The sequence below is a fragment of the Actinoallomurus acanthiterrae genome (assembly GCF_054775715.1).
Genome location: NZ_BAAHCO010000001.1, coordinates 3,123,726 through 3,145,690, shown reverse-complemented (window position 1 = coordinate 3,145,690; position 21,965 = coordinate 3,123,726). Strand labels below are relative to the sequence as shown.

Annotated in this window: 21 protein-coding genes and 1 pseudogene; 2 read left to right on the top strand and 20 right to left on the bottom strand. The window is 69.8% G+C overall.

Features of this window, described 5'->3' with window-relative positions; genetic code table 11:
- Positions 1-40: 40 nt before the first annotated feature.
- The 9 genes from ACYVF7_RS15300 to ACYVF7_RS15260 form a co-directional block, all read right to left on the bottom strand.
- Positions 41-592 (bottom strand): TetR/AcrR family transcriptional regulator C-terminal domain-containing protein, encoded by a 552-nt coding sequence (locus ACYVF7_RS15300; RefSeq protein ID WP_460340094.1) that lies wholly within the window; start codon positions 590-592, stop codon positions 41-43.
- 11 nt (positions 593-603) lie between these two features.
- Positions 604-732 (bottom strand): hypothetical protein, encoded by a 129-nt coding sequence (locus ACYVF7_RS15295; RefSeq protein WP_460340091.1) that lies wholly within the window; start codon positions 730-732, stop codon positions 604-606.
- 115 nt (positions 733-847) lie between these two features.
- Positions 848-2,101, bottom strand: coding sequence for an amidohydrolase family protein (locus ACYVF7_RS15290; protein WP_460340088.1), 1,254 nt, complete (start codon positions 2,099-2,101; stop codon positions 848-850).
- Between the two features lie 31 nt (positions 2,102-2,132).
- Positions 2,133-3,557, bottom strand: coding sequence for an amidase (locus ACYVF7_RS15285; RefSeq protein ID WP_460340085.1), 1,425 nt, complete (start codon positions 3,555-3,557; stop codon positions 2,133-2,135).
- Positions 3,554-5,419 (bottom strand): dipeptide ABC transporter ATP-binding protein, encoded by a 1,866-nt coding sequence (locus ACYVF7_RS15280; protein ID WP_460340083.1) that lies wholly within the window; start codon positions 5,417-5,419, stop codon positions 3,554-3,556. Before ACYVF7_RS15280 ends, ACYVF7_RS15285 begins: the two co-directional genes overlap by 4 nt.
- A 10-nt stretch (positions 5,420-5,429) precedes the next feature.
- Positions 5,430-7,007, bottom strand: coding sequence for an ABC transporter substrate-binding protein (locus tag ACYVF7_RS15275; RefSeq protein WP_460340080.1), 1,578 nt, complete (start codon positions 7,005-7,007; stop codon positions 5,430-5,432).
- 88 nt (positions 7,008-7,095) lie between these two features.
- Positions 7,096-7,980, bottom strand: a complete 885-nt coding sequence (locus tag ACYVF7_RS15270) for an ABC transporter permease (protein WP_460340077.1) — start codon at positions 7,978-7,980, stop codon at positions 7,096-7,098.
- The gene (locus ACYVF7_RS15265) at positions 7,977-9,005 is read right to left on the bottom strand and encodes an ABC transporter permease (protein ID WP_460340075.1); all 1,029 of its coding nucleotides are present in this window, start codon (positions 9,003-9,005) and stop codon (positions 7,977-7,979) included. The genes ACYVF7_RS15270 and ACYVF7_RS15265 overlap by 4 nt, the downstream gene beginning before the upstream one ends.
- A 262-nt stretch (positions 9,006-9,267) precedes the next feature.
- A complete protein-coding gene (locus ACYVF7_RS15260) occupies positions 9,268-10,155 on the bottom strand; it encodes an NmrA family NAD(P)-binding protein (protein WP_460340072.1) in 888 nt (295 codons plus the stop codon).
- 187 nt (positions 10,156-10,342) lie between these two features.
- On the opposite strand from ACYVF7_RS15260, the gene ACYVF7_RS15255 reads away from it, so the two are divergent.
- On the top strand, positions 10,343-10,792 hold the full coding sequence (locus tag ACYVF7_RS15255) for a MarR family winged helix-turn-helix transcriptional regulator (RefSeq protein WP_460357930.1): 450 nt from the start codon (positions 10,343-10,345) through the stop codon (positions 10,790-10,792).
- A 20-nt stretch (positions 10,793-10,812) separates the two neighbouring features.
- On the opposite strand, the gene ACYVF7_RS15250 is transcribed toward ACYVF7_RS15255, so the two are convergent.
- Positions 10,813-11,724, bottom strand: coding sequence for a hypothetical protein (locus tag ACYVF7_RS15250; protein WP_460358626.1), 912 nt, complete (start codon positions 11,722-11,724; stop codon positions 10,813-10,815).
- A 57-nt stretch (positions 11,725-11,781) separates the two neighbouring features.
- Positions 11,782-11,898: pseudogene (locus tag ACYVF7_RS15245) on the bottom strand (helix-turn-helix domain-containing protein); the annotation flags it as partial.
- 204 nt (positions 11,899-12,102) lie between these two features.
- Here ACYVF7_RS15245 and ACYVF7_RS15240 point away from each other — a divergent pair.
- The gene (locus ACYVF7_RS15240) at positions 12,103-12,462 is read left to right on the top strand and encodes a hypothetical protein (protein ID WP_460340069.1); all 360 of its coding nucleotides are present in this window, start codon (positions 12,103-12,105) and stop codon (positions 12,460-12,462) included.
- Between the two features lie 93 nt (positions 12,463-12,555).
- Here ACYVF7_RS15240 and ACYVF7_RS15235 read toward each other — a convergent pair whose 3' ends face one another.
- The 9 genes from ACYVF7_RS15235 to ACYVF7_RS15195 form a co-directional block, all read right to left on the bottom strand.
- Positions 12,556-13,560, bottom strand: a complete 1,005-nt coding sequence (locus ACYVF7_RS15235; protein ID WP_460340066.1) for a substrate-binding domain-containing protein — start codon at positions 13,558-13,560, stop codon at positions 12,556-12,558.
- A gap of 47 nt (positions 13,561-13,607) precedes the next feature.
- Positions 13,608-14,609: an ABC transporter permease gene (locus ACYVF7_RS15230; RefSeq protein WP_460340063.1), complete on the bottom strand. Its 1,002-nt coding sequence runs from the start codon at positions 14,607-14,609 to the stop codon at positions 13,608-13,610.
- Entirely contained in the window at positions 14,606-16,102 is a 1,497-nt protein-coding gene (locus ACYVF7_RS15225) for a sugar ABC transporter ATP-binding protein (RefSeq protein WP_460340060.1), read from the bottom strand. Before ACYVF7_RS15225 ends, ACYVF7_RS15230 begins: the two co-directional genes overlap by 4 nt.
- 13 nt (positions 16,103-16,115) lie before the next feature.
- On the bottom strand, positions 16,116-16,520 hold the full coding sequence (gene rbsD, locus ACYVF7_RS15220; protein ID WP_460340058.1) for a D-ribose pyranase: 405 nt from the start codon (positions 16,518-16,520) through the stop codon (positions 16,116-16,118).
- Positions 16,517-17,461, bottom strand: coding sequence for a ribokinase (locus tag ACYVF7_RS15215; RefSeq protein ID WP_460340055.1), 945 nt, complete (start codon positions 17,459-17,461; stop codon positions 16,517-16,519). Before ACYVF7_RS15215 ends, rbsD begins: the two co-directional genes overlap by 4 nt.
- 94 nt (positions 17,462-17,555) lie before the next feature.
- Complete coding sequence (locus tag ACYVF7_RS15210; protein ID WP_460340052.1) at positions 17,556-18,410, bottom strand: aldehyde dehydrogenase family protein; 855 nt, start codon at positions 18,408-18,410, stop codon at positions 17,556-17,558.
- Positions 18,407-19,831: an aldehyde dehydrogenase family protein gene (locus tag ACYVF7_RS15205; protein ID WP_460340049.1), complete on the bottom strand. Its 1,425-nt coding sequence runs from the start codon at positions 19,829-19,831 to the stop codon at positions 18,407-18,409. Before ACYVF7_RS15205 ends, ACYVF7_RS15210 begins: the two co-directional genes overlap by 4 nt.
- Before the next feature lie 7 nt (positions 19,832-19,838).
- On the bottom strand, positions 19,839-20,786 hold the full coding sequence (gene deoC / locus ACYVF7_RS15200; protein ID WP_460340046.1) for a deoxyribose-phosphate aldolase: 948 nt from the start codon (positions 20,784-20,786) through the stop codon (positions 19,839-19,841).
- The gene (locus ACYVF7_RS15195; protein WP_460340043.1) at positions 20,783-21,832 is read right to left on the bottom strand and encodes a LacI family DNA-binding transcriptional regulator; all 1,050 of its coding nucleotides are present in this window, start codon (positions 21,830-21,832) and stop codon (positions 20,783-20,785) included. The genes deoC and ACYVF7_RS15195 overlap by 4 nt, the downstream gene beginning before the upstream one ends.
- Between the last annotated feature and the right edge of the window lie 133 nt (positions 21,833-21,965).

Below are 21,965 nucleotides of genomic sequence, written 5' to 3'. Positions count from 1 at the left end.
GCCCGGCCGGGCGCTCGCGAGCGCCCGGCCGGCTTTCTCGTCAGACCTCGACGCCCGCGAGGGCCAGCATGTGGAGCATGCCGTCGATGTAGGCCGTCAGGCCGGATTCGAACTGGTCGTCGGACGGCAGCTCCACGAGCTCGTCGACCAGGCTCACCACCTGTGGGAAATCCTGAGTGGGGAGCCCGCGGTAGAAGTGTCTCCGCCGCCGACGTGCCTCGGCACCGTCGACCCCGTCCGTGCGGCCCCAGGGGCGTGGGACCTGGTAGCCGGCGAAACCGATCGCATAGGTGATCAGGAACCCGTAGCACCGGACCGCCAGCGGGCCGGGGATCCCGGCGTCCACCAGCCGCTGGAGGACCGCCTCCATCGCGCCGCGCACGGCGCGCCGACTGTCGGTGATGCGCGTGGTGAGCAGCCGGACGACGCTGGGATGTTCGCGCATCATCGGGAAGAACGCGTACGCGACGGTGTGCAGCGCCTCCGCCGGCCCGGCGTCGGGTTCGTCGGGCAGGTGCATCCCGCCCAGCACCCGGTCCGCCATCGCGTCGAGGATCTCGTCCTTGTTGCGGAAATACCCGTACAACGTCATCGTGCCGACGTTCAGCTCGCCGGCGAGCGGCGCACGGTCAGCCGGTCGAGGTCCGCTTCGCTGTCGGCGATGCGCAGGGCGACGTCGATGATGCGGTCGTGCGTCAGCGAGCGGTCACGCCCTCCTTGTCTCCGAGACATGAAACCCCTTCGTAACGCTGGTCAAAGCGTACGGTACGTCGGTGTTTCCGTTTCCACGGTGATCGAGCGGGCCGGCGGCGGGACGCGTTCGCCGCCGGCCTCGACGGGGTCTTCGCTACCGGGCGGCCTCGGTCAGTGTGCGCTTGACGAGCCGGCCCTCCTGCATCACCAGGACGACGTTCGCCGGGTCGCCGAGTAGGTCGATGTCGGCGACCGGGTCGCCGTCGCACACCACGAGGTCGGCGGTCTTTCCCGGTTCGACGGTGCCGAGCGTCTCGTCCAGGCCCAGCAACTGGGCGGCGTTCAGCGTGCCGGCGCGGATGGCCTCCAGCGGCGACAGGCCCAGTTTCGTCATGTGGCCGAGCTCCAGGAGGTTCTGGCCGTGCGCGAACACGCCCGAGTCGGTGCCGAGCGCCACCTTCGCCCCGCGCCGGACCGCCTCGCTCAGTCGCTCGACCGCGACCTCGGCCATGCGCGTCTTCTGTTCGCGGGCGGCGGCCGTGAAGACCTTGTGCTCCACGTGGAAGGTCGACAGGGTCGGCACGACGAACGCGCCCGTCTCCAGCATGAGGTCGATGCCCTCATCGTCGATGAGGTATCCGTGTTCGATGCTGGACACGCCGCCGCGCAGGGCGTTCTTGATGCCCTGCGCGCCCTGTGCGTGCGCGGCGACCGGCCGGCCGCGGTGCCGGCGCGTCTCCTCCACGATCGCCCTGATCTCCTCGACGGTCAGGCCCTCGTCCTCGGGCTGGTCGCTCGGGCTGTTCACGCCACCGGTCGCGCAGACCTTGATGACGTCGGCGCCCTCGCTGAGCAACCGCCGCGTCGCCAACCGGACCTCGTCGGGATCGTCGGCCAGCTCGCTGAACGGTCCCAGCAGTCCCGACGGGTCGTACCCGCTGGGCAGCCGGAAGTCGGCGTGCCCGCCGGTGTGGCTCATCAACCGCAACGCGACGTGCAGCCGGGGACCCTCGACCAGGCCGAGCGCCACCGCGTCCCGGTAGCCGGCGTCGATGCCGCCGAGATCCCGCGCCGTCGTGACCCCTGCGTACAGCGTGTCCCGCATGCGCTGCGCCCGCTCGAAAACGGTCACCGTCGGCCGGTTGGTCACCAGCCTTCCGGTGAAATCGGCGTTGCTGTCCATGAGGAAGTGCACGTGGCAGTCGAAGAACCCCGGCAGCAGCGTCCGCCCGCCCAGATCGACGACCGTCGCACCATCGACCCGCGGCCTCGAGTCCTCCGGCCCGACGTAGGTGAACCTGCCGTCCTCCACCACCACGGCCATCGACTCGACCGGCGCCGAACCGGTGCCGTCGATCAGCCGGGCGCCCGTGAACACCGTCGAGTGCTGCCTGCGATTCTCGGTCATCGTGTACCTGTTCCGCTCGTGAGTCATCTGTCTAGTACGCGAAGACCGGCGGGCGAAGCGCCGCCCAGGGGCGCTCGGCCTCCAGCTGTGCCGCCACGGAGACCAGGAGGTCCTCCCGGCCGTAGGCCGCGGCCAGCTGGACTCCGATGGGCTCGCCGGACTCGGTCAGCGTCGCGGGCACCGCGATCGCGGGCTGCCCGGTCGTGTTGAACGGCGCGGTGAAGGTGAGCACGTCCACCGACTTCTGGAGGCCGTCGGCCTCCTCCCACGGCCACCCCACCGGCTTGGGCGGCGTGGCGAACACCGGGCTGAGCAGCAGGTCGAAGTCCTGCCACCAGTTCGCCATGCCGGCGCGTAGCCGGCCCTGCCAGGCAAGGGCGTCAGCGAGTTCCACCCCGGTGATCTCCCGCCCCCGCCGTACCCAGAACCAGGTGACGGCGTCGAGGTCGTCCGGGCCGGGCCGCTCGCCGAGCTCCGCGGTCAGCGCCTCGACCGTCTGGACCGCGGTGACGCTCAGCGCGTCGAAGAACGCCTGCAGGCACATCGGATCGAGCATCGGTTCGGGGTGGGCGTCCTCGACCTCGTGTCCGAGCCGCTCGAGTATCCGGGCGGTGTCCAGCACGGCCTCCCGTACCGGTCGCACGACCTGAGGGGCGTGGTCGGGCGCATGGGCGAGGACACCGATCCGGAGCCGTCCCGGATCGCGGCCGACCATCGAGGCCAGGCCGTCCGGTGGAAGGGGCGCGGGGCCGCCCCGGTCTCCGGGCGCGCCGCCGCTCACCGCGTCGAGCACCGCCGCCGTGTCGCGTACGGTGCGGGTGACCACCGCGGGGACGCTGTGGCCCCACCGGTCGGGCTTGCCCGGGCCCGCGCTGATGCGTCCGACGCTCGGTTTCAAGCCGATCAGGTGGCAGAACGCGGCCGGCATCCGGATCGATCCGCCGCCGTCGCCGCCCTGTGCCACGGGCACCATGCCCGCGGCGACCGCGGCCGACGCACCGCCCGACGAACCGCCGGACGTCAGGTCGGTCCGCCACGGGTTCCGGGTGACACCGTGGACGTGGCTCTCGCTGACCGAGACGAGGCCGAACTCCGGCGTCGAGGTCTGGCCGACGACGACGAATCCCGCCTGCCTCAGCCTCCGGTTGATGAGAGCGTCCTCCCGGGCGACGCGGCCGTGCCGGGCCACCCAGGCGGACCCGAGGTTCGCCGGGTCTCCCCTGCTGTCGTTGAGCGCCTTCACCAGTGTGGGCACACCCGCGAACGGGCCGTCCCCGCGTACGCCGTCCGCCTCGGCGAGCGCCTGTTCGTACCTCCGGTGCGTGACGGCGTTGACCTGCGGATCGGTCGCCTCGATGCGCTCGATGGCGGCCTCGACCAGCTCCCTCGGCGATGCCTCGCCCCGACGGACCAGGTCCGCCTGAGCCACGGCGTCCATCGTGTCCGGCACCGTCATTCAGATCTCTCCCGATCCGCGGGGAAGTGGCACGCCACGGCATGCCCCGCATTCAGCGTGGACAGTTCCGGGACCTCGGTCCGGCATCGGGATTCGACCCTCGGGCACCGCGCGGCGAACGGGCACCCTCGAGCCTCCGGCTGATCACCCGGCTCCGGGGGGCTCGCCGCGCCCGATTCGGGCCGGTCGCGCGGATCGGGCGACGGAACGGCCTCGAGCAGCGCCCTGGTGTACCAGTGCGCCGGCGAGGCGAACAGCGCTTCCGCCTCCGCGATCTCCACGACCCGGCCCGCGTACATCACCATCACCCGGTCCGAGATCGCCTGCACGACCGCGAGGTCGTGCGAGATGAAGACGTAGGTCAGCTCCTCCGCCCGCTGGATCTTGAGCAGCAGGTCCAGTACCTGGGCCTGCACGGAGACGTCCAGCGCCGAGGTCGGCTCGTCCAGGACCACGACCTCGGGCCGGGCGGCGATCGCGCGGGCGATGGCGATGCGCTGCTTCTGCCCGCCGGAGAACTCGTGGGGCAGCCGGCCCGCGGTCTCCGGCGGCAGGCCGACCTCCGCCAGCACCTCGTCGACGCGTCGCCGTGCCTCGGCGCCGGTCACTCCGCTCGTGGCCAGCGGCTCGCGAACCGAGGTGGCCACGCGAAGTTTGGGGTTGAGCGAACCCGCCGGATGCTGGAACACCATCTGCACGGCACGCCGGAAGGCCTTGAGCCGCTTGCCGCGAAGCCTCCCGTAGTCGGCCCCGTTCATCTCCAATCGGCCCGAGCTCGGCTGATCCAGCCGAACCAGCATCTTGGCGAGGGTGCTCTTGCCCGAGCCGGACTCGCCGACGACGCCCAGCACCTCTCCCCGCCTGACCCGCAACGAGACGTCTCGGACCGCGTGCACGACACGGCCTCGCGACCCGAACCCGCGGCTCAAGCCGTCCGCCACGAAGACCGCGTGGCCATCGGGTTCGGTCGTCCCGTCCGCGTCCCCCGCGTCTCCCGCGCCCTCCGCCGGCTGGGGCCGGACCCGCTCGCCCAGTCTGGGCATCGAGCCGAGCAGCATCTTGGTGTAGTCCGAGGCCGGGTGCAGGAGCACGTCGTCCACGGCGCCGCTCTCGACGATCTCGCCGTTCCGCATGACCGCCAGCCGGTCCGCGGTCTGCGCGATGACGCCGATGTCATGCGAGATCAGCAGGATCCCGACACCGAACTCGTCGCGGACCGTCCGCAGCAGGCTCAAGATCTCCGCCTGCACGGTGACGTCGAGCGCCGTCGTCGGCTCGTCGGCCAGCAGCAGGCGCGGCTCGCCGGCCAGCGCGAGCGCGATCGCCACGCGCTGCCGCAGCCCGCCGGAGAGCTGATGCGGGTACTGCCGGGCCCGGTGCTCAGGCTCCGGCACCCGTACCCGGCGCAGCAGCTCGAGCACCGCCTGCTGCCGCGCCTTGCCCTTCAGGCCACGGTGCCGACCCACGACCTCACCGATCTGCCTGCCGACCCGCATGCTCGGGTCCAGTGCTCCCATGGCGTCCTGGAACACCATCGCGACCTCGCTGCCGCGCAGCCGCGTGAGCGTCTTGCCGTCGGCGGCCGACAGGTCGGTGCCGCACACCTCGAACAGTTCGGCGGACACCTTCGCCTGTTTCGGCAGGAGTCCGAGGCAGGCCATCGCGACGGAGGTCTTCCCGCTCCCGCTCTCGCCGATCAGGCCGACGATCTCCCCGGCGCGAACCGTCAGGTCGATGGCGCGGACGCCATCCGGCACCGTGCCGTAGCGGACCGTGAAGTCGCGGCACCTCAGCACGGCTTCGGCGCGGCGCGCGTCGTCCTTCTGCGTGTCTTCGGGGTCGTCCGCAGCTGCGACCTTCATCGTCTCTCCGTCACCCGATCCATGCGTCTTTCAGGAACATCCGGGTGCTCGACGGTTCGGTCTTGAATCCCGCGAGCTTCTTGGACCACACGTCGTAGACCGTGGGCGCGGCGTACGGGACGAGCACGTACACCCGCTGCGCGACGTACCGGTCGATGGCCGCGTACGTCTGGGCCCGAGCCTGGTCGCTGCCCGTCTGGTGGATGGCGTTCGACATCTGCTTCCACAGCTCCGGGTCGTTGACCTTCGTCGTCTTCGACCCCTTCTGGAACCACAGGCTCAGGTACTGGCTGGGGTCGGCGTTGAGCGCGGACGTCAGCTGGATCATGTCGGCACCCCAGTTGCCGGACAGCAGGTTGCTGGTCAGCTGCTCGAACGGGACCTGCGTGATGTCCACCTCCACGCCGATCTTCGACAGCTGCTCCTTGATGAGCTGCGCGGTGGCGAGCTTGTCCGGCCGGTTCGACCGGATCGCCAGCTTGAGCTTCACGGCTCCCGCCCCCGACGCGGCGAGCAGCTGCTTCGCCTGGTTCGGGTCGTACTGGGTGTTGGGCAGGTCTCCCACCTGGTTCCCCATGACCGGATCCCCGGGCGGGATGACCCCCGAGGCGACGCCGGCCCCCTGCGATCCGACGCTGATCAGCTGCTTCCGGTCGATGCCGAGGCTGATCGCCTGGCGCACCTTCTCGTTCGCCAGCGGGCCGCTCGTCGTGTTCAGGCCCAGCCAGTAGGCGCCGACGTCGTACTTGTCGCCCACCGTGAACCTGCGTTTCAGCACGGACGCGTTCTTGGGAAGGGCGACCTGAACGGCGTCCACTGCCCCGGACTGCAGGGCCTGCACGCGGGTCGACTCATCGGGGATGACCCGGTAGTCGATCTCGTTGATGTACGGCTTTGGCTTGTCCCAGTAGCCGTCGAATCGGACGGTCTTGATCAGGGAGCCTTCCTGGAACGCCGCGAGCTTGTACGGGCCCGTCCCGTCCTCCTGCGTCTTGAGGGCGTTGGCCGGATGAGACCGGACCCACTGCTCGCTCACGATGCCGGCGCTCCACGGCTGCGCGAGCAGGTGGAGCAGCGAGGACTGCGGATCGGGCAGCTTCACCACGACCTTGTCGGCGCTCGGAGCGCTCACGTCCGTGAACTTGTAGAGCGCCGCGTACGGCGAGTGCACCGCCGGGTCGACGATCCTCTTGAGGCTGAACACGACGTCGCTCGCCTTCAGCGGGCTGCCGTCGTGGAACGTGACGCCCTGCCGCAGCGTGAACTCGTAGCTGGTCGGCGACGTCTGCTTCCACGAGGTCGCCAGCGCCGGCTTCAGGGTGCTGCCGTCGGGCCCGAGTGAGAGCAGGCCCTCGTAGAACTGCGCGGCGAAACGCTTCGCGTCGAACGCCTGGGCCAGGATGGGATCGAGCCCGCTCAGCGGCTGGCTCTCGTCGCCGACGGTGAGAACGCCGCCGCGATGGGGCGAGCCGCCTCCCGTACCGGACTGCGCTTGGCCGCTGCCCCCACAGCCCGCCAATGTGGTCGACGCGGCGGCGATCGCCGCCATGGTGAGTGCCAGTCTCCTGACCGGCATGCGTGCGGACATGGTGCTGTCTCTTTTCTCTGGGGAGGGGTGATCGGTCGCCGGCGCCGTACGGGGCGCCGGTCAGATGACGGAGCGGCGTGAGGTCGCGTCAGATGACGGAGCGGCGTGAGGTCGCGAAGCCTTCGCCGATGAGTCCCCAGCCGATCGAGGACAAGAGCAGGGCCCCACCGGCGCCGAGGACCAGCCAGGGCGAGTCGGTCAGGTAGTTCTGGGACTCGGCGACCATCCGGCCCCAGCTCGGGGTCGGCGGCTGGACACCGAGGCCGAGATAGCTCAGCGCCGACTCCAGCAGGATGACGATGGCGGCCGAGTTGGCGAGCTGGACCATCATCAGGGGGAAGACGTTGGGCAGCAGATGCTTCGCGACGATCACGGGGGACCGCACTCCGGAGATCCGCGCGGACAGGACGAACTCCAGCTGACGGAGCTCGAGGCACCGCGCCCGGACGATCCGCGCGAAGTGCGGCAGGGAGACGAAGGACAGGACCGCGATCAGGGTCGTCACCGAGGGCGAGAAGACCGTCACCGCCACCAGGCCGAGCAGGATCGACGGAAACGACAGCAGGAGGTCGACGCCGCCCATCAGCAGAGTGTCCAGCCACCGGCCGCCGACACCCGCGGCGAACCCGAGGGCGGAGCCGGCCACCAGCGCCAGCACCGAGCCCGCCAGCGCGATCGACAGCGACGTACGGCCGGCGACGCACAACCGGACGAAGTAGTCCCGCCCGAGATCGTCCGTGCCCAGCCAGTGGGTTCCGTTCGGGGCGCTGAAGGGCGCCCCGGCGACCTGGCTCGCCGAGAACGGCCGGATCAACGGCGCGACGTACGCCATCGCGAACATCAGCACCAGGATGCCGAGGCCACAGGCGATCCCGGCGCGCACCGGCACGCGACGCCGCCCGGGACGAACGGGCGACCCATCGGCGCCGGGCGCCTTCTCGTCCGTTGACGCGTCGACCAGCGACTCGCTCATCGTGACTCACCCACCCTCGGGTCGATCAGCGGGTGAATGAGATCCACCGCGAGGTTCATCACGATGTACACGAGCCCGAGCAGCAGGATGCAGGCCTGCGTCACCGAGTAGTCCTTCTGCAGCAGCGAGTTCACGGTGAGCTGGCCGATACCCGGAATCGCGAAGACGTTCTCGATCAGGATGGAGTTACCGACCAGGCCTGCCAGTTGCAGTCCCGCCACCGTGACCACCGGACCCGACGCGTTCCGCAGGCCATGCCGGAGCGTCGCCTGCAGGCGCGTCGCCCCGGTCGCCAGAGCGGTGCGCAGATAGTCCTGTTCGTAGACCTCGATCATCGAGGTGCGCATGAACCGGCACAGCGTCGCACCGAGGGGAAGCCCCAGGGCGAGTGCCGGCAGGACGATGCTCTGCAGGTTCCGTCCCGGCCGGTCAGAGAACGGCACGAACCCGACACTCGGCCAGCTCGGTACGACCGCCGAGGCCAACAGGACGAGGCAGAGACCGAAGACGAACACCGGCGTCGCCAGGCCGAGAAAAGCGGCCCCGCGGGCCAGCCGGTCGAAGGCCCGGCCCTGCCGGAGGGCCGCGATCGCCCCGGCCGGCACTCCCCACAGCACCGAGACCACCGTCGCGGCCAGGGCGAGCTCCAGAGTGTTCGGGAGTCTCTGCTTGATGAGCTCGAGCACCGGCAGGCCGTTGTAGACCGACAGCCCGAAGTCGCCGTGGAAGAGCCTGCCGAGCCACAACAGGTACTGCTCCGCGATCGGCCGGTCGAGCCCGAGATCCTGCACCAGCCGCGCCCGGGTCGCCGCGTCGGCGTACGGCCCGGCCAGCACGTCCGCCGGGTTGCCCGGGAGCAGCCGGACCAGTCCGAACGCGACGATCGACAACACGAACAGGACCACGAGCCCGCGGAGAACCCGCCGGGCGATGAACGGTATCAACGGGGGCAGGGCGATCGCTCGCCTTGTCAGTCCCGTGGCTGCGGCACTGCCGCCTGGCGGGCCCAGTCCGGTCGCCTGCATCCCCAGACCTCCTGGTTGGGAATCCGTACATAGTACGGAAGATGGTTAGCGGCATCTTGGTCAGGCGCGAATGGGGGGCCAAGCGACTCGTCCCGCTGAGCGGACCGGCACATCAGCCCAGGCAGAGGCTTACTCGATCGCCGCCGAGTTGCTGCGTCAACGCCAGGCCGAGGCATGATCGGCGTGTAGGCCGCCGCTACATCAGTCGTGCCCACAGCGGCGAGGGCCGGCGGGCGACCGCCCTCCGGCCCTCGCTCGACGGTCAGCGGTTGTTCCAGCGTGCCCGGCCGTCGAAGTACTGCCTGTTGCGTTCGATGAAGGCTTCGACGGTGAGCGGCTCGGCGCCGGCGAGGGTGCGGACGGTGTCGTTGGTTCCGGCGAAGACCCCGTTGCGGTAGTCGACCGCGACGTTGATCAGGTGCTGGACGAAGTGGGGTCCCATGCCGCGCTTTTCGAGGTCGGACCGGAACTCCTCGATCTCGATCGGCACGTAGGTGATTGGTCGGCCCAGGGTGCGGGTCATCGCTTCGGCGATCTGGTGGTGGTCGAGTTCGACCGGGCCGTAGAGCGGATAGATCTTTCCGGCGTGCGGCTCGGGATTCTCCAGTATCGCGGCGATCACGCGTCCCTGGTCTTCGGCGGCGATGGGGGCGTGGCGTGCGTCGGCGAAGGGCAGGCGGAGTTCGCCGGTCGTCTCGTCCCAGAAGTTGATCAGCCATTCGGCGAAGAATGTCGGCCGGATGTGGGTCACCGTCCCGCTGAAGTGGTCCAGGAGGCGTTCGGCGATCCAGTGCTGGCGGGCGGCGTCGCTGACGGCGTCGCGCCGGGCCGAGATCTGCGACATGTTGACGATCGCGCCGACGCCGTTCTCCTCGGCCGCCTGCAGCAGCGTTGCGGTGGCCTCGATCAGGCCCGGGGCGATCGGATAGGTGAGGTACACCGCGTCGATGCCCTCGGTGGCCCGGGCCACGGCGTCGAGGTCCAGGAGATCTCCGACGACGACCTCGGCGCCGGCGGCGGCGAGACGGTCGGAGCGGTCATCGGTTCGGTGGACCAGCGCGCGAACGTGGTGGCCGTGCGCGAGGAGCGTGTCCGCGGCGGATCCGCCGGTCTTGCCGGTGGCGCCGGTGATGAGGATGTTGCGTGCCATGACGAAGTCCTTCCGAGGTGCGGTGGCTGGAGTCACCCACCGGTGCAACGCGGCGAGATAGGGGCATATGCCCGTTATGATCGACGGCACATGCCCTCAAAATTAGAAATATCAGTGCAGCGCTCGTTGTTCGCGCCCGGGCAGGCGTACACGGCTCCTGCGGGTAGTGAGGTGCGGGTCAGTGAACATGCCGACGGAGCTGCCACGGGTTTCGGCGACGCGAGAGTGCTACGCCACGGCGCTCCGCAAGGCGTCACGGCGCCTGACGGGGCTGTACGACGAGGTGTTGGCACCCACCGGTCTCCGGTCGACCCAGTTCGCCATTCTCAGCGAACTCGCCGGTGGCGAGCCGATCACCATCAACGAGCTGGCCCGTACGCTGGTGCTGGATCGCTCGGGGCTCGGTCACTCGTTGCGCCCGTTGCAGCGCGATGGCCTGGTCCGGCTGGACAAGGACCTGGCGGATCGACGCAGCGTGAACGTCACGCTCACCGAAGAGGGACGCCTGCGGTTTGAACAGGCGTTCGCGTTGTGGCGAACGGCTCAGGACCGGGTCGCCGCAGTGCTCGGCGCGTCAGTGGCCGATGGGCTGCGTGACCAGCTGAACGGGGTCGCCGAGGATGATCGGCTGACCTAGACCGAAAGGCTCCGCCTGGCTCAGGCTCGCATGACGGAGTGGAGCTGCTCTCGGGCGTCGTGCATCTCCGGCACTCGGGCCCAGCGGCCGGACATGCGGTAGACGCTCTCGATGTGGGTGGTGACCCGCGCGGACGACACGAGCGGGGCGATCCGGGCCAGGGCGGTCATCCGGACGGCCGCCAGGGACGGGTCGTCCGACCGCAGCGCCGCCTCGACCTCCCACGCCTGGTAGGCGACGGCGAGGAGGGCGGAGCACTGGCCGCTGAGGCGCACGGCCTCGGCGATGGTGGCCCGGGCGACGTCGTACTCTCGCATGCCGAGCAGCGCCACCCCGACGTTTCCGAGCATGTCGGCCGTCTCGTACGCGGGCAGCCCGTGGACGGTCAGGGCCTCCTCGAGGACCTCCCGTGCCGTGCGTTCCCGCCCGGGCAGCAGGGCGAGTGAGCGCCCCAGGCGCAACCGCAGCCACGCCTCGCGCGCGGGCGGCAGGTCGCCGAGCCGCAGGCCCCGCCGCGCGTACATCGCGCCGCGGTCGCCGCGCCGCTGGTCGATGTTGACGCGGCTGAGCGTGCTGTACGCGTCGGCCTGGGCGCGGACGCTGCCGGAGCGGCGGGCGAGCTCGAGTGCGAACGCGCCGGTCCGCTCGGCCGCCGGGTAACGCCGTGAGTCGTAGAGAACACGCGCGGCCTCGCCGGCCAGGTCGGAGGACGCCTCCTGGAGGGCGCGGTCGGACCCACCCACCGCCGGGCCGACCTTCCGCAGATGCCGCAGCGCCGTGGCGACGATCGGGGTGCCGCCCTGCTGGTAGCGGTCGTGCGCGAGCCGTTCGGCGAGGTGCCGTACGTAGCCCGGGTCCTGATAGGGGCCGACCTTCGGGGAGGGAACGAATGTGATGGATGCTGCCGTCGCGACGAACTCTCTGCGCCTCACGGGATCGTCCTCCGAAATGGGCGATATGCGTACCTCCCAACCTATGCGGTTCAGAAGTCTTTCCGTTCGGCCGATTCCCGGGTCGCGAATCCCGCGCGATGCCTGAGACACCCAGCTCTGAGATACGCCCAGTTCACGGGCCAGATCCAGTTGTGACCAGCCGCGCCGGCCCATGATCGATCGAAGCGCCTCCGGAAGGCCGTGACCGTCCATATTCGGAGGGTAGTGCGTATCGCACTTGCCCGCTACCGCCCTCACCGATCGGCATGCATCATTTCCAACAAAGGGCGGGACTTGTCGAAACAGCCTCATTGACCAGCGTAAACAGCAGGTGTCGACGGCCTGTTCGAAGACCGGCGATTCCGGAAGGGAACACCGATGGGCGTACGCCCCACTCCTCACCGTGAAGCGCTCGAACACGCGCTCCGCACCCTCGCCGACGCCGTGACCGCGCTCGGGCTGCACGTCACGATCACCGGGCCCCTGACCCTGTCGGTGCGCGGTGACGCGCCGGCGCCCGACGACCTCGGCGACGGCGTCACTCGCCTCTTCGAGCCGGCGGCGCCGCTCAGCCAGTCCGTCACGATCGAGTCTCGAGGGGGCCGATTGTGGTGGTGCTGGGTGTGGACCGACGCCGAGCGCGGCGGCCACGACTCCGAGCCGATCCTGCCGGTCGAGGAGGTCGACGAGGTGGCGCGGCGCATCCGCACGGTCGTCGCGCTGCCCTCCGCCACCTGACGGCTCGAAGACGCACCGCCCTGCCGCCGGACCGGTCCGGCGGCAGGGCGGTGGACTACTCGCGGCGCGGCTACGGCCGGGACACCGCCCTCGTCAGCGCAGCGCGGGGGGAACGTCGGCGGAGTCGCCCAGCCCGACGAGGTACTTGGCGTAGTCCTTGACGTTGTCCTTGGTGATCAGCCTGCCGTGGAGGGTCTCCGCGGGCGACACCGTCTTCCCGCCGAGGACGTCCCCGGCGAGGCCGGCGACCTTCTGACCCAGCGCGTACGGCGACTCGGCGTTGGTCGCCTCCATCTGGCCGGCCGCGATGGCCGAGAGCGCGTCCGCGATGCCGTCGTTGCCCACGAGCTTCACCTTGCCCGCCAGGTTCCGGGCCTTCAGGGCGGAGAGAACGCCCATCGCCATCTCGTCGTTCGCGGCGTACACCCCGTCGATGTCCGGGTGTGCCTGCAGGACGTTGGTCATCACGTCGAGCGCCTTCGCCCGGTCGAAGCCCGCCGCCTGCTTGGCGACGACCGTGATGTTCTTGTACTTGGCGATCTCCTGTTCGAAGCCCTTGCTCCGGTCCTGGGCGACGTTGGTCCCCATGATCCCTTGGATCTCGACGACCTTCCCCTTCCCGCCGACGGCCTTGGCGAGGGCGTCGGCGGCGTTCCGCCCGGCCTCGACCGCGTCATAGCCGACGAAGCAGGTGAGCTTGCCGCCCTGGGGCTTGCGGTCGAAGGCCATCACGGGAATGTTCGCCGCGTTCGCCTGCGTCACCGCGGAGGTCGCGGACTGGCTGCTGACCGGGTCGATGATCAGCACGCCGACCTGCTTGGAGATGGCGGTCGTGGCCAGGTTGAGGGCGGTGGCGTCCGAGTTGTCGGCGTTCTGCACGCCGAGCTTCACGCCGTTCTTGGGCGCCTGCGCCTGGGCCCCGTTCTTGACGCTGATGAAGAACGGGTTGTTCAGCGTGCTCATGATCATGGTGGCGTCCTTCTTGCCGGACGCGGGCTTGGCGCCGGTCGCCGTGGACGATCCACCGGCGCGGCTGCAGGCGGTCAGGGAGAGGGCCGCGACGGCGACGAGCGCGGTGGCGGAGCGGACGATGCGCATGGGGGCTCCTTGGTTCTCTGCGCTGGAGATCGGGCGGGTCGAGCCGGTCATTGCCGGGCAAGTTCGGGTGTTGTCGTGGGTGAAGCGGTCCCGCCGGGCCCACTGCGGCGCAGTACGAGGCCGCGGAGGGCGTCGAGGTTCCGGTCGAGGAACACGGCCAGGAGAATGACCAGCCCCTTGACGACGTCCTGCAGGAACGGCGAGACGTCGAGCAGGTTCATCCCGTTGTCGATCACGCCGAGGACCAGGGCCCCGACGAGCGTGCCGAGCAGGGTGCCGCGGCCGCCGGCGAGGCTGGTGCCACCGATGATCACCGCGGCGATCGCCTCCAGTTCGAGGCCCGTACCGGCGGTCGGCTCGGCGGTCGACAGCCGCGCGGTGAGGATGAACCCGGCGAGCGCCGCGAGGACCCCGCTGATGACGAAGGCGGCGACCTTCACCCGCTGGGTACGGATCCCCGAGAGCCGGGCGGCCTCGGCGTTGTCGCCGGTGGCGTACACGAAGCGGCCGAAACGGGTCCGGGCGAGCACGAAGCCGAACACCGCGAACACCACGACCATGATCAGCACCGGGACCGGGATCCCCGCGAGACGATCCTGCCCGATGCCCTGGAAGCCGTAGTCGGTGACGGCGATCGGATTGCCCGAGGTGACCTGCAGGCTCATCCCCGACAGCACGGACATCGTCGCCAGTGTGGCGATGAACGACGGCATCCGCGCCCGGGTGACCAGCAGTCCGTTGATGAGCCCGATCCCCACGCCGACGCCGACGCCCGCGAGGAGCGCGAGCACTTCCCCGTGAGCGCGCAGGGTGAGCGCCGTGACGACCGCGGAGAACGCGAGCGAGGCGCCCACGGACAGGTCGATCTCGGCGAGGATGATCACATACGTCTGGCCGACCGCCAGCAGCGCGGCCACGGACGCGGCCAGCCCGACGTTGAGCAGGTTCGTCCGGGTGAGGAAGACCGGCGAGGCGAACGAGAGGACCACCCCCACCAGCAGCAGCATCCAGACGGCGCGCAGCCGGCGGGCGAGGGACTTCAGGTTCATGCGGCACCTACCAAGGCGTGCTCGAGGATGGACTGCTCGTTGACGCGATCTCCGGTCAGCTCGGCGACGATGCGGCCCTCCCGCATGACGACCACCCGGTCGGACATGGCCACGAGCTCGGGGAGGTCGGAGCTGACGAGGATCACCGCGACCCCGTCCGCCGTCAGCTTGTTGATGATGCGGTAGATCTCCGTCTTGGCCCCGACGTCGACACCGCGCGTCGGCTCGTCCATGAGCAGGACCCGGGGCCCGGCCATCACCCACTTGGCGAACAGCGACTTCTGCTGGTTACCGCCGGACAGCGAGCCGACCGGCACGGACGGGGACGCGGCCCGGACCCGGAGGTCCGTCATCACCGCGCCGGTCTCGGCGCGTTCGGCGCCTCGCCGTACGACGTCACCGGGGCCGACGAACCGGCTCAGGCTCGCCAGCGACACGTTGGACTCCACCGGAAGGTCGGCGCACAGGCCCTCGGCCTGCCGGTCCGGCGACACGTACGCGATGCGGCTCGCGATCGCGTCCCTGGGACCATGGGCGCGCACGGGCACGCCCTCGACGGTGACGGTTCCGCCGGTGATGGGTCGCAGCCCGAACAGGGCCCGCAGCAGCGCGCTGCGCCCGCAGCCGACGACACCGCCGATGCCGAGCACCTCGCCGGCGCGGACGCTCAGGTCGATGCCGTGGAAGTCGGCCCCGCCGGTCACCCCGCGGGCCTCCAGCACGACGCGTTCGGTCGCGTTCCGCTCCTTGGGGTAGAAGTCGTCGACGGCCTCGCCGACCATGGCCGTCACCACCTGGCCGGAGTCCAGTTGCTCCACCGGCCGGTCCAGGGTCACCCGTCCGTCACGCAGCACCACGATGCGGTCCGCGAGGTCGAAGACCTCGTCGAGACGGTGGCTGATGTAGACCACCGACACGCCGGCCTCACGCAGCCGCCGCACCTGGGCGAACAGCCGCTCCGACTCCTGTTCGTCGAGCGCGGCGGTCGGCTCGTCGAGGATCAGGAGCTCCGGCTCGTGGGTCATCGCCTTGGCGATCTCGACCATCTGGCGCTCGGCGACGTTGAGCGACTCGACGGTACGGCGGACGTCGACGGTGACACCGAGCTCGCCCAGCGCCTTCTCGGCCGCCTGCGCCATGCTCCGCTTGGACACGAGGAGCCGGCCGAACCGGCGTTCCCGATCGAGGACGTACATGTTCTCCGCCACGCTGAGATGCGGGAACAGGTTCTGCTGGAACTCCTGGTAGATGACCTCGATCCCGCGGGCCATCGCCGCCTGCGGATCCTTGAACACGACCGGCGACCCGTCGATGATCACCCGGCCGGAGTCCGGCTGGTGAGCACCGGAGATGACCCTCGTGAGCGTCGACTTGCCGGCACCGTTCTCCCCGGCGAGAGCGACGACCTCCCCCGGGCCGACCTCGAAGCCGACCCCGCGCAGCACGTGGTTGTCCCCGAAGGACTTGTGCACGTCGGCGAGTTGGATGCGCATGTCCGTCTCCCCGTCAGTACACGACGCCGGCGGTGAGCAGCACGTTGGCGTACGGCGTGAACTCGCCCGACCGGACCGCGGCCCGCGCCGTCCCGGTCGCCTGTTTGAAATCCGTGTGCGGGACGAACCGCAGGGAGACGCCCAGGTCGTCGAACCGCCGCCGGATCTGCTCGAGCATCTCCGGGCTCTGCTCCTTGATCTCCTCCGAGAGCAGCACGCCCTCGACCGCGACCTCGTCGAGTACGGCGTCGAGCACGTCGAGGAAGCGCGGCAGGTTCTCGCGGATCGCCAGGTCGACACGCTCGACACCGGCCGGGATCGGCAGGCCCGCGTCGGTGACGACGAGCCGGTCGGTGTGCCCTGTCTCGGAGATGACCCGGGCCAGCTGGCCGTTGAGAGTTCCGTTGTTGCGCCTCATCGAGCCGCTCCTTCCATGGGGGTCGTGGCGACCAGCTCATCGACGGATCGCCGGTCGGGGAGGGACGGGCTGGCACCCGGGCGGGTGGTGGCCAGCGCACCCGCCGCCGTGCCCCGCCGGATGGCCAGGTCGAGGTCGAGGCCCGTCGCGATGGCCGCGCCGAGCGAGCCGGTGAACGCGTCACCCGCGGCGGTCGTGTCCACGGGGGTGACCGGATATGCCGGGAAGTGACGCGTACGTTCCGGGGTGACGGAAAGGACCCCGGCGGCGCCGAGCGTGATCAACGCGTGCCCGACTCCGCGGTCGAGGAACCAGGCGGCGGCGCGACCGGCGGACTCCAGGTCCGTGGCCGGCACCCCGGTCAGCGCACAGGCCTCGGTCTCGTTCGGGGTGACGATGTCGACGTGCCGCCAGATCTCGTCCGGCAGGGGCTGCGCCGGCGCCGGGTCGAGGACGACGGTCAGGCCGGCCTGCGCCCCCGCCTGTGCGGCATGCGCGGTGATCTCGGTTCTGACCTCCAGTTGCAGGAGGAGCACGCCGACCTGACCTCGGGTGGCGACGATGCTGTCGTCCACCATCCGCTCGTCGAGGTCCGCGTTGGCCAGCGGCGTGATGACGATGTCGTTCTCGCCGGAGGCGTCGACCCGGATGTGCGCCACGCCGGTACGGCCCTCGACGGTACGGACCTCGGACACCGTCACGCCGTGGGAGCTCAGGCCCGAGAGGACGATGTCGCGGAAGGGATCCCGGCCGACGCAGCCGACCATCCAGGTCGGTGCGCCTGCCCGGGCCGCGGCGACGGCCTGGTTTGCGCCCTTGCCGCCGAGTACGAGGGTGAAGTCGTCACCGAGCACCGTCTCGCCGCGTTCCGGGAGCCGCCTGCTGAACGCCGTGACGTCCGCGGTGATGCTCCCCACGACGAGGACACCGTTCGGTTCCATCGCGCTCCTCCTGTTCGAGGGATGAGTGAGCAGAGGTCACGGCGTCGCCGTGCCCTTGGGGTTGGGTTGTTGTGGAGGTCGGGGAAAGGCCGGCTCAGATGCCGACGGGGTGCCAGACGGTCTTGGTCTCCAGGAACGCGGTGATGCGGCTGGTGCCGGGGTCGGTGGTCCAGTCGGTGGCGGCCGGGTGGTGGACTCGCTTGAGGGTGTCGGCCGCCGCCCGCTCGCAGTCGGTGGCCAGGTCCTCTGGTGCGCCGGTCAGGTCGAGGGCGTTGACGTCCTGGTGGGAGGCCAGCCAAGGCGCCAGCTCAGCCCGGTGCCCGGTAAGGAGGTTGACGACGCCGCCAGGCAGATCCGAGGTGGCCAGTACCTCGGCGAGGGTGATCGCCGGAAGGGGCGCGGGCTCCGAAGCCACGACGACCGCGGTGTTGCCGGTCGCGATCGCCGGGGCGAGCACCGAGACCAGGCCGAGCAGCGGTGAGTCGGGCGCGATCACGGCGACGACGCCGGTGGGTTCGGGGGTGGAGAAGTTGAAGAACGGCCCGGACACCGCGTTCGCCGACCCGGTCACCTGGGTGATCTTGTCGGCCCATCCGGCGTACCAGACCCACCGGTCGATCGCCGCGTCCACCTCGGCGGTGGCCGCCGTCTTGCCCAGACCGGTTGTGCGCAGTTCCTCGACGAACTGGCCGGCGCGGCCCTCCAGCATCTCGGCGATGCGGTAGAGGATCTGCCCCCGGTTGTAGCCGGTCCGCCCCGCCCAGCCGGCCTGGGCCTTGCGCGCGGCCACCACCGCGTCCCGGGCGTCCTTGCGCGAGGCGCGGGCGGCGTTGGCCACGAACCTGCCCTTGGCATCATTCACCGCAAATGTCCTGCCGGACTCGGACCGGGGGAACGCGCCCCCGATGAACAGCTTGTAGGTCTTACGGACACTCAGTCGCTCGCTCATCGCAGGTAGGCCTCCAGTCCGTGCCGTCCACCCTCACGCCCGAAACCGGACTCCTTGTACCCACCGAACGGGGAAGCGGGATCGAACTTGTTGAACGTGTTCGCCCACACCACCCCCGCCCGCAACCGCTCCGCCATCCACAAAATCCGCGACCCCTTATCGGTCCAGATCCCCGCCGACAACCCATACGGAGTGTTGTTGGCCTTCTCCAACGCCTCACCCGGCGTCCGGAAACTCAGCACCGACAAGACCGGACCGAAGATCTCCTCCCGCGCGATCCGATGCGAGGCCGCCACATTCGTGAACACCGTCGGGACGAACCAGAACCCCCGCTCGGGCAGCTCACACGCCGGGGACCAGCGGGTCGCGCCTTCGGCCTCACCCGCCTGAGACAGCTCACGGATCCTCGCGAGCTGCGCGGCGGAGTTGATCGCACCGACATCGGTGTTCTTATCCAGCGGGTCACCGACCCGCAGCGTCGCCATCCGCGCCTTCAGCCGATCGAGGAGCTCCTCGGCGACCGATTCCTGGACGAGCAGACGTGACCCGGCGCAGCACACGTGGCCCTGGTTGAAGAAGATCCCATTCACGATCCCCTCCACCGCCTGGTCCAGCGGCGCGTCATCAAAGACGATGTTGGCGGCCTTACCACCCAACTCCAACGTCAGCTTCTTCTTCGTGCCCGCCACCGAGCGGGCGATCTGCCGGCCGACCTCCGTCGAACCGGTGAAAGCGACCTTGTCGATACCCGGGTGCTCGACCAGCGCACGGCCGGTCTCCCCCGCCCCAGTCACGATGTTCACCACACCCGGCGGCAACCCCGCTTGGACGCAGATCTCGGCGAACGCCAGCGCACTCAGCGGCGTCGTCTCCGCCGGCTTCAACACGACGGTGTTCCCGCACGCCAGCGCCGGCGCGATCTTCCACGCCAGCATCAGCAGCGGGAAGTTCCACGGGATCACCTGACCGGCCACACCCAGCGGCTTCGGGTCCGGGCCGAACCCGGCGTGACCGAGTTTGTCGGCCCACCCCGCGTAGTAGAAGAAATGCGCCGCGACCAACGGCAGATCCACATCCCGCGACTCACGGATCGGCTTACCGTTATCGACCGACTCCAACACCGCCAACTCGCGGGAGCGTTCCTGGATCAACCGCGCGATCCGGAACAGGTACTTCGCCCGCTCCGACGCGGGCAGCTTCGACCAGGTCCCCTCGTAGGCCCTACGGGCCGCCGCCACAGCCCGATCGACATCAGCTTCATCGGCCTCGGCGACCTCGGCCAGCACCTCCTCGGTCGCCGGATTAACGGTCTTGAAAGAGCTCTTAGCCGTTGCGAACTCCCCGTCGACGAACAGCCCATAGGACGGTTTGATATCGACGATCGCGGCCGATTCCGGCGCGGGAGCGTACTCGAAAGTCATGTCTGCCTCAGTCGAGAGTGAAGTAGTCGGGACCGCCGTACACGCCGGTCGTCAGCTTCCGGCGCTGCATCAGCAGGTCATTCAGCAGGCTCGACGCCCCAAGGCGGAACCACTCCGGCGACAGCCAGTCCGGCCCCGCCGTCTCATTCACCAGCACCAGGTACTTGATCGCGTCCTTGGTCGTCCGAATCCCACCCGCAGGCTTCACCCCCACCTGACGACCGGTCCGCGCCCGGAAGTCACGCACCGCCTCGAGCATCACCAGCGTCACCGGCAACGTCGCAGCCGGACTCACCTTGCCCGTACTCGTCTTGATGAAATCGGCCCCAGCCAGCATCGCCAGCCACGACGCGCGGCGCACATTGTCGTAGGTGACCAACTCACCAGTCTCCAAGATCACCTTCAGGTGCACGTCACCGCACTCGGCCTTGACCGCGACGATCTCCTCGAACACCTTCTGGTAATCGCCCGCCAAGAACGCACCCCGATCGATCACCATGTCGATCTCCGACGCCCCATCACCGATCGCCCGGCGAGTGTCGGCGAGCTTGGCATCCAACGGCGCCCGCCCCGACGGAAACGCCGTCGCCACACTCGCCACCCCGACCCCGGTGCCCTTGAGGGCCCGGACCGCCTCACCCACCAGGTCGGAGTAGACACACACGGCCGCGACCCTCGGCGCGGTCGCGTCGGCCGGGTCCGGATGCGCCGCCTTCGCGCACAGCGCCCGCACCTTGCCGGGAGTGTCCGCGCCCTCCAGCGTCGTCAAATCCACCATCGAAATCGCCAGATCGATCGCGAACGCCTTCGCCGACGTCTTGATCGAACGCGTCGCCAGCCGCGCGGCCCGCTCCTCCGCCCCCACCTGATCCACCGCCGGCAGACCACGCAGGAAACCGCGCAGGGCCGCCGTCGACGAGGTGATCTCGTCGACTCTCGTCGTACTGGTCGTCATGGCTTTCGGGTCCTTCCTGACCTGCGGCGGGCGGTCGTGTCGCCGGTCTGTCGCGGTGGGGCCGTCGAGGAGCGTTCGATGAGCTTGATGTCCAGGACGATCCGGCGAGGGGTGTCGTCGGCGTACTCCTTGTCGAAGTGCCGCAGCAGCAGCCTCATCGCCAGGACCCCCTGTTCGACCATGGGCCTGTCGATCACGGTCAGCGGGGGCCGGAGCAGCGGGCCGGTGTCGAGATCGTCCATTCCGATCAGGCTCACCTGCCCGGGGATGTCCACCCGCATGTCGTGCAGCGCCTTGAGGGCTCCGAGGGTCATCAGGTTGTTCGCGGTGAAGACGGCAGTCGGGGGTTCGGGGAGGGAGAGCAGCGACATGGTGAGCTGGTAGCCGCTCTCCTCCCGGAAGTCGCCGACCAGGTCGTACTCCGGCTGGATCTCGGCACCGGCGGCGGCCAGCGCGTCCAGGAAGCCCTCGCGGCGGCAACGTCCGGGGGTGGAGTCCTGGTTGCCGCTGATCGCGGCGATGTGGGTGTGACCGAGCCCCAGCAGGTGCGCCGCGGCCTGCCGGCCTCCTTCGACGTTGTTGACGAGTACGGCGTCGAAGCGCTCTCCGCCGACGAGGTCCCGGTCGACGAAGACGAGCGGCACGTCGGCGTCTCGTACGTGCAGGGGTGTCTGGTCCTGTTCGGTGGCGGGGGCGAGGACGATGCCGTCGACCTGGCGGATCATGTCCGCGAGCACTTCGTCCTCGCGCTCGCTGCTCTCGTCGCTGTTGGCGAGCAGGATGCGGTAACCCTGGCTGCGGGTGACGGACTCCATGCCCTTGACCACGGCGGCGAAGTAGGGGTTGGTGATGTCGGGCACGACGACGCCGATGGTGCGCGTGCGCCCGGACTTCAGCGACTGTGCGGCGACGCTCGGCCAGTAGCCCAGCTCGTCCACGGCGGCCTGGATCGCCTCGGACGACCGGACGCGGTGTCCCCGAAGGAACCGCGACACGGTCGCCGGGGAGACCCCGGCGCGTGCCGCCACGTCGTGGATGGTGGCCACATCGCCTCCTGCAACTGAAACCGTTGTCAGAGAATGGTTGCAGTCAGCGCCCACAAGACGTCAATAGCGGAGACCACCCCTGTTTCCGTTTTGTTACCAACGCCGAACCTGACCCGGATGACCTGGACGGATG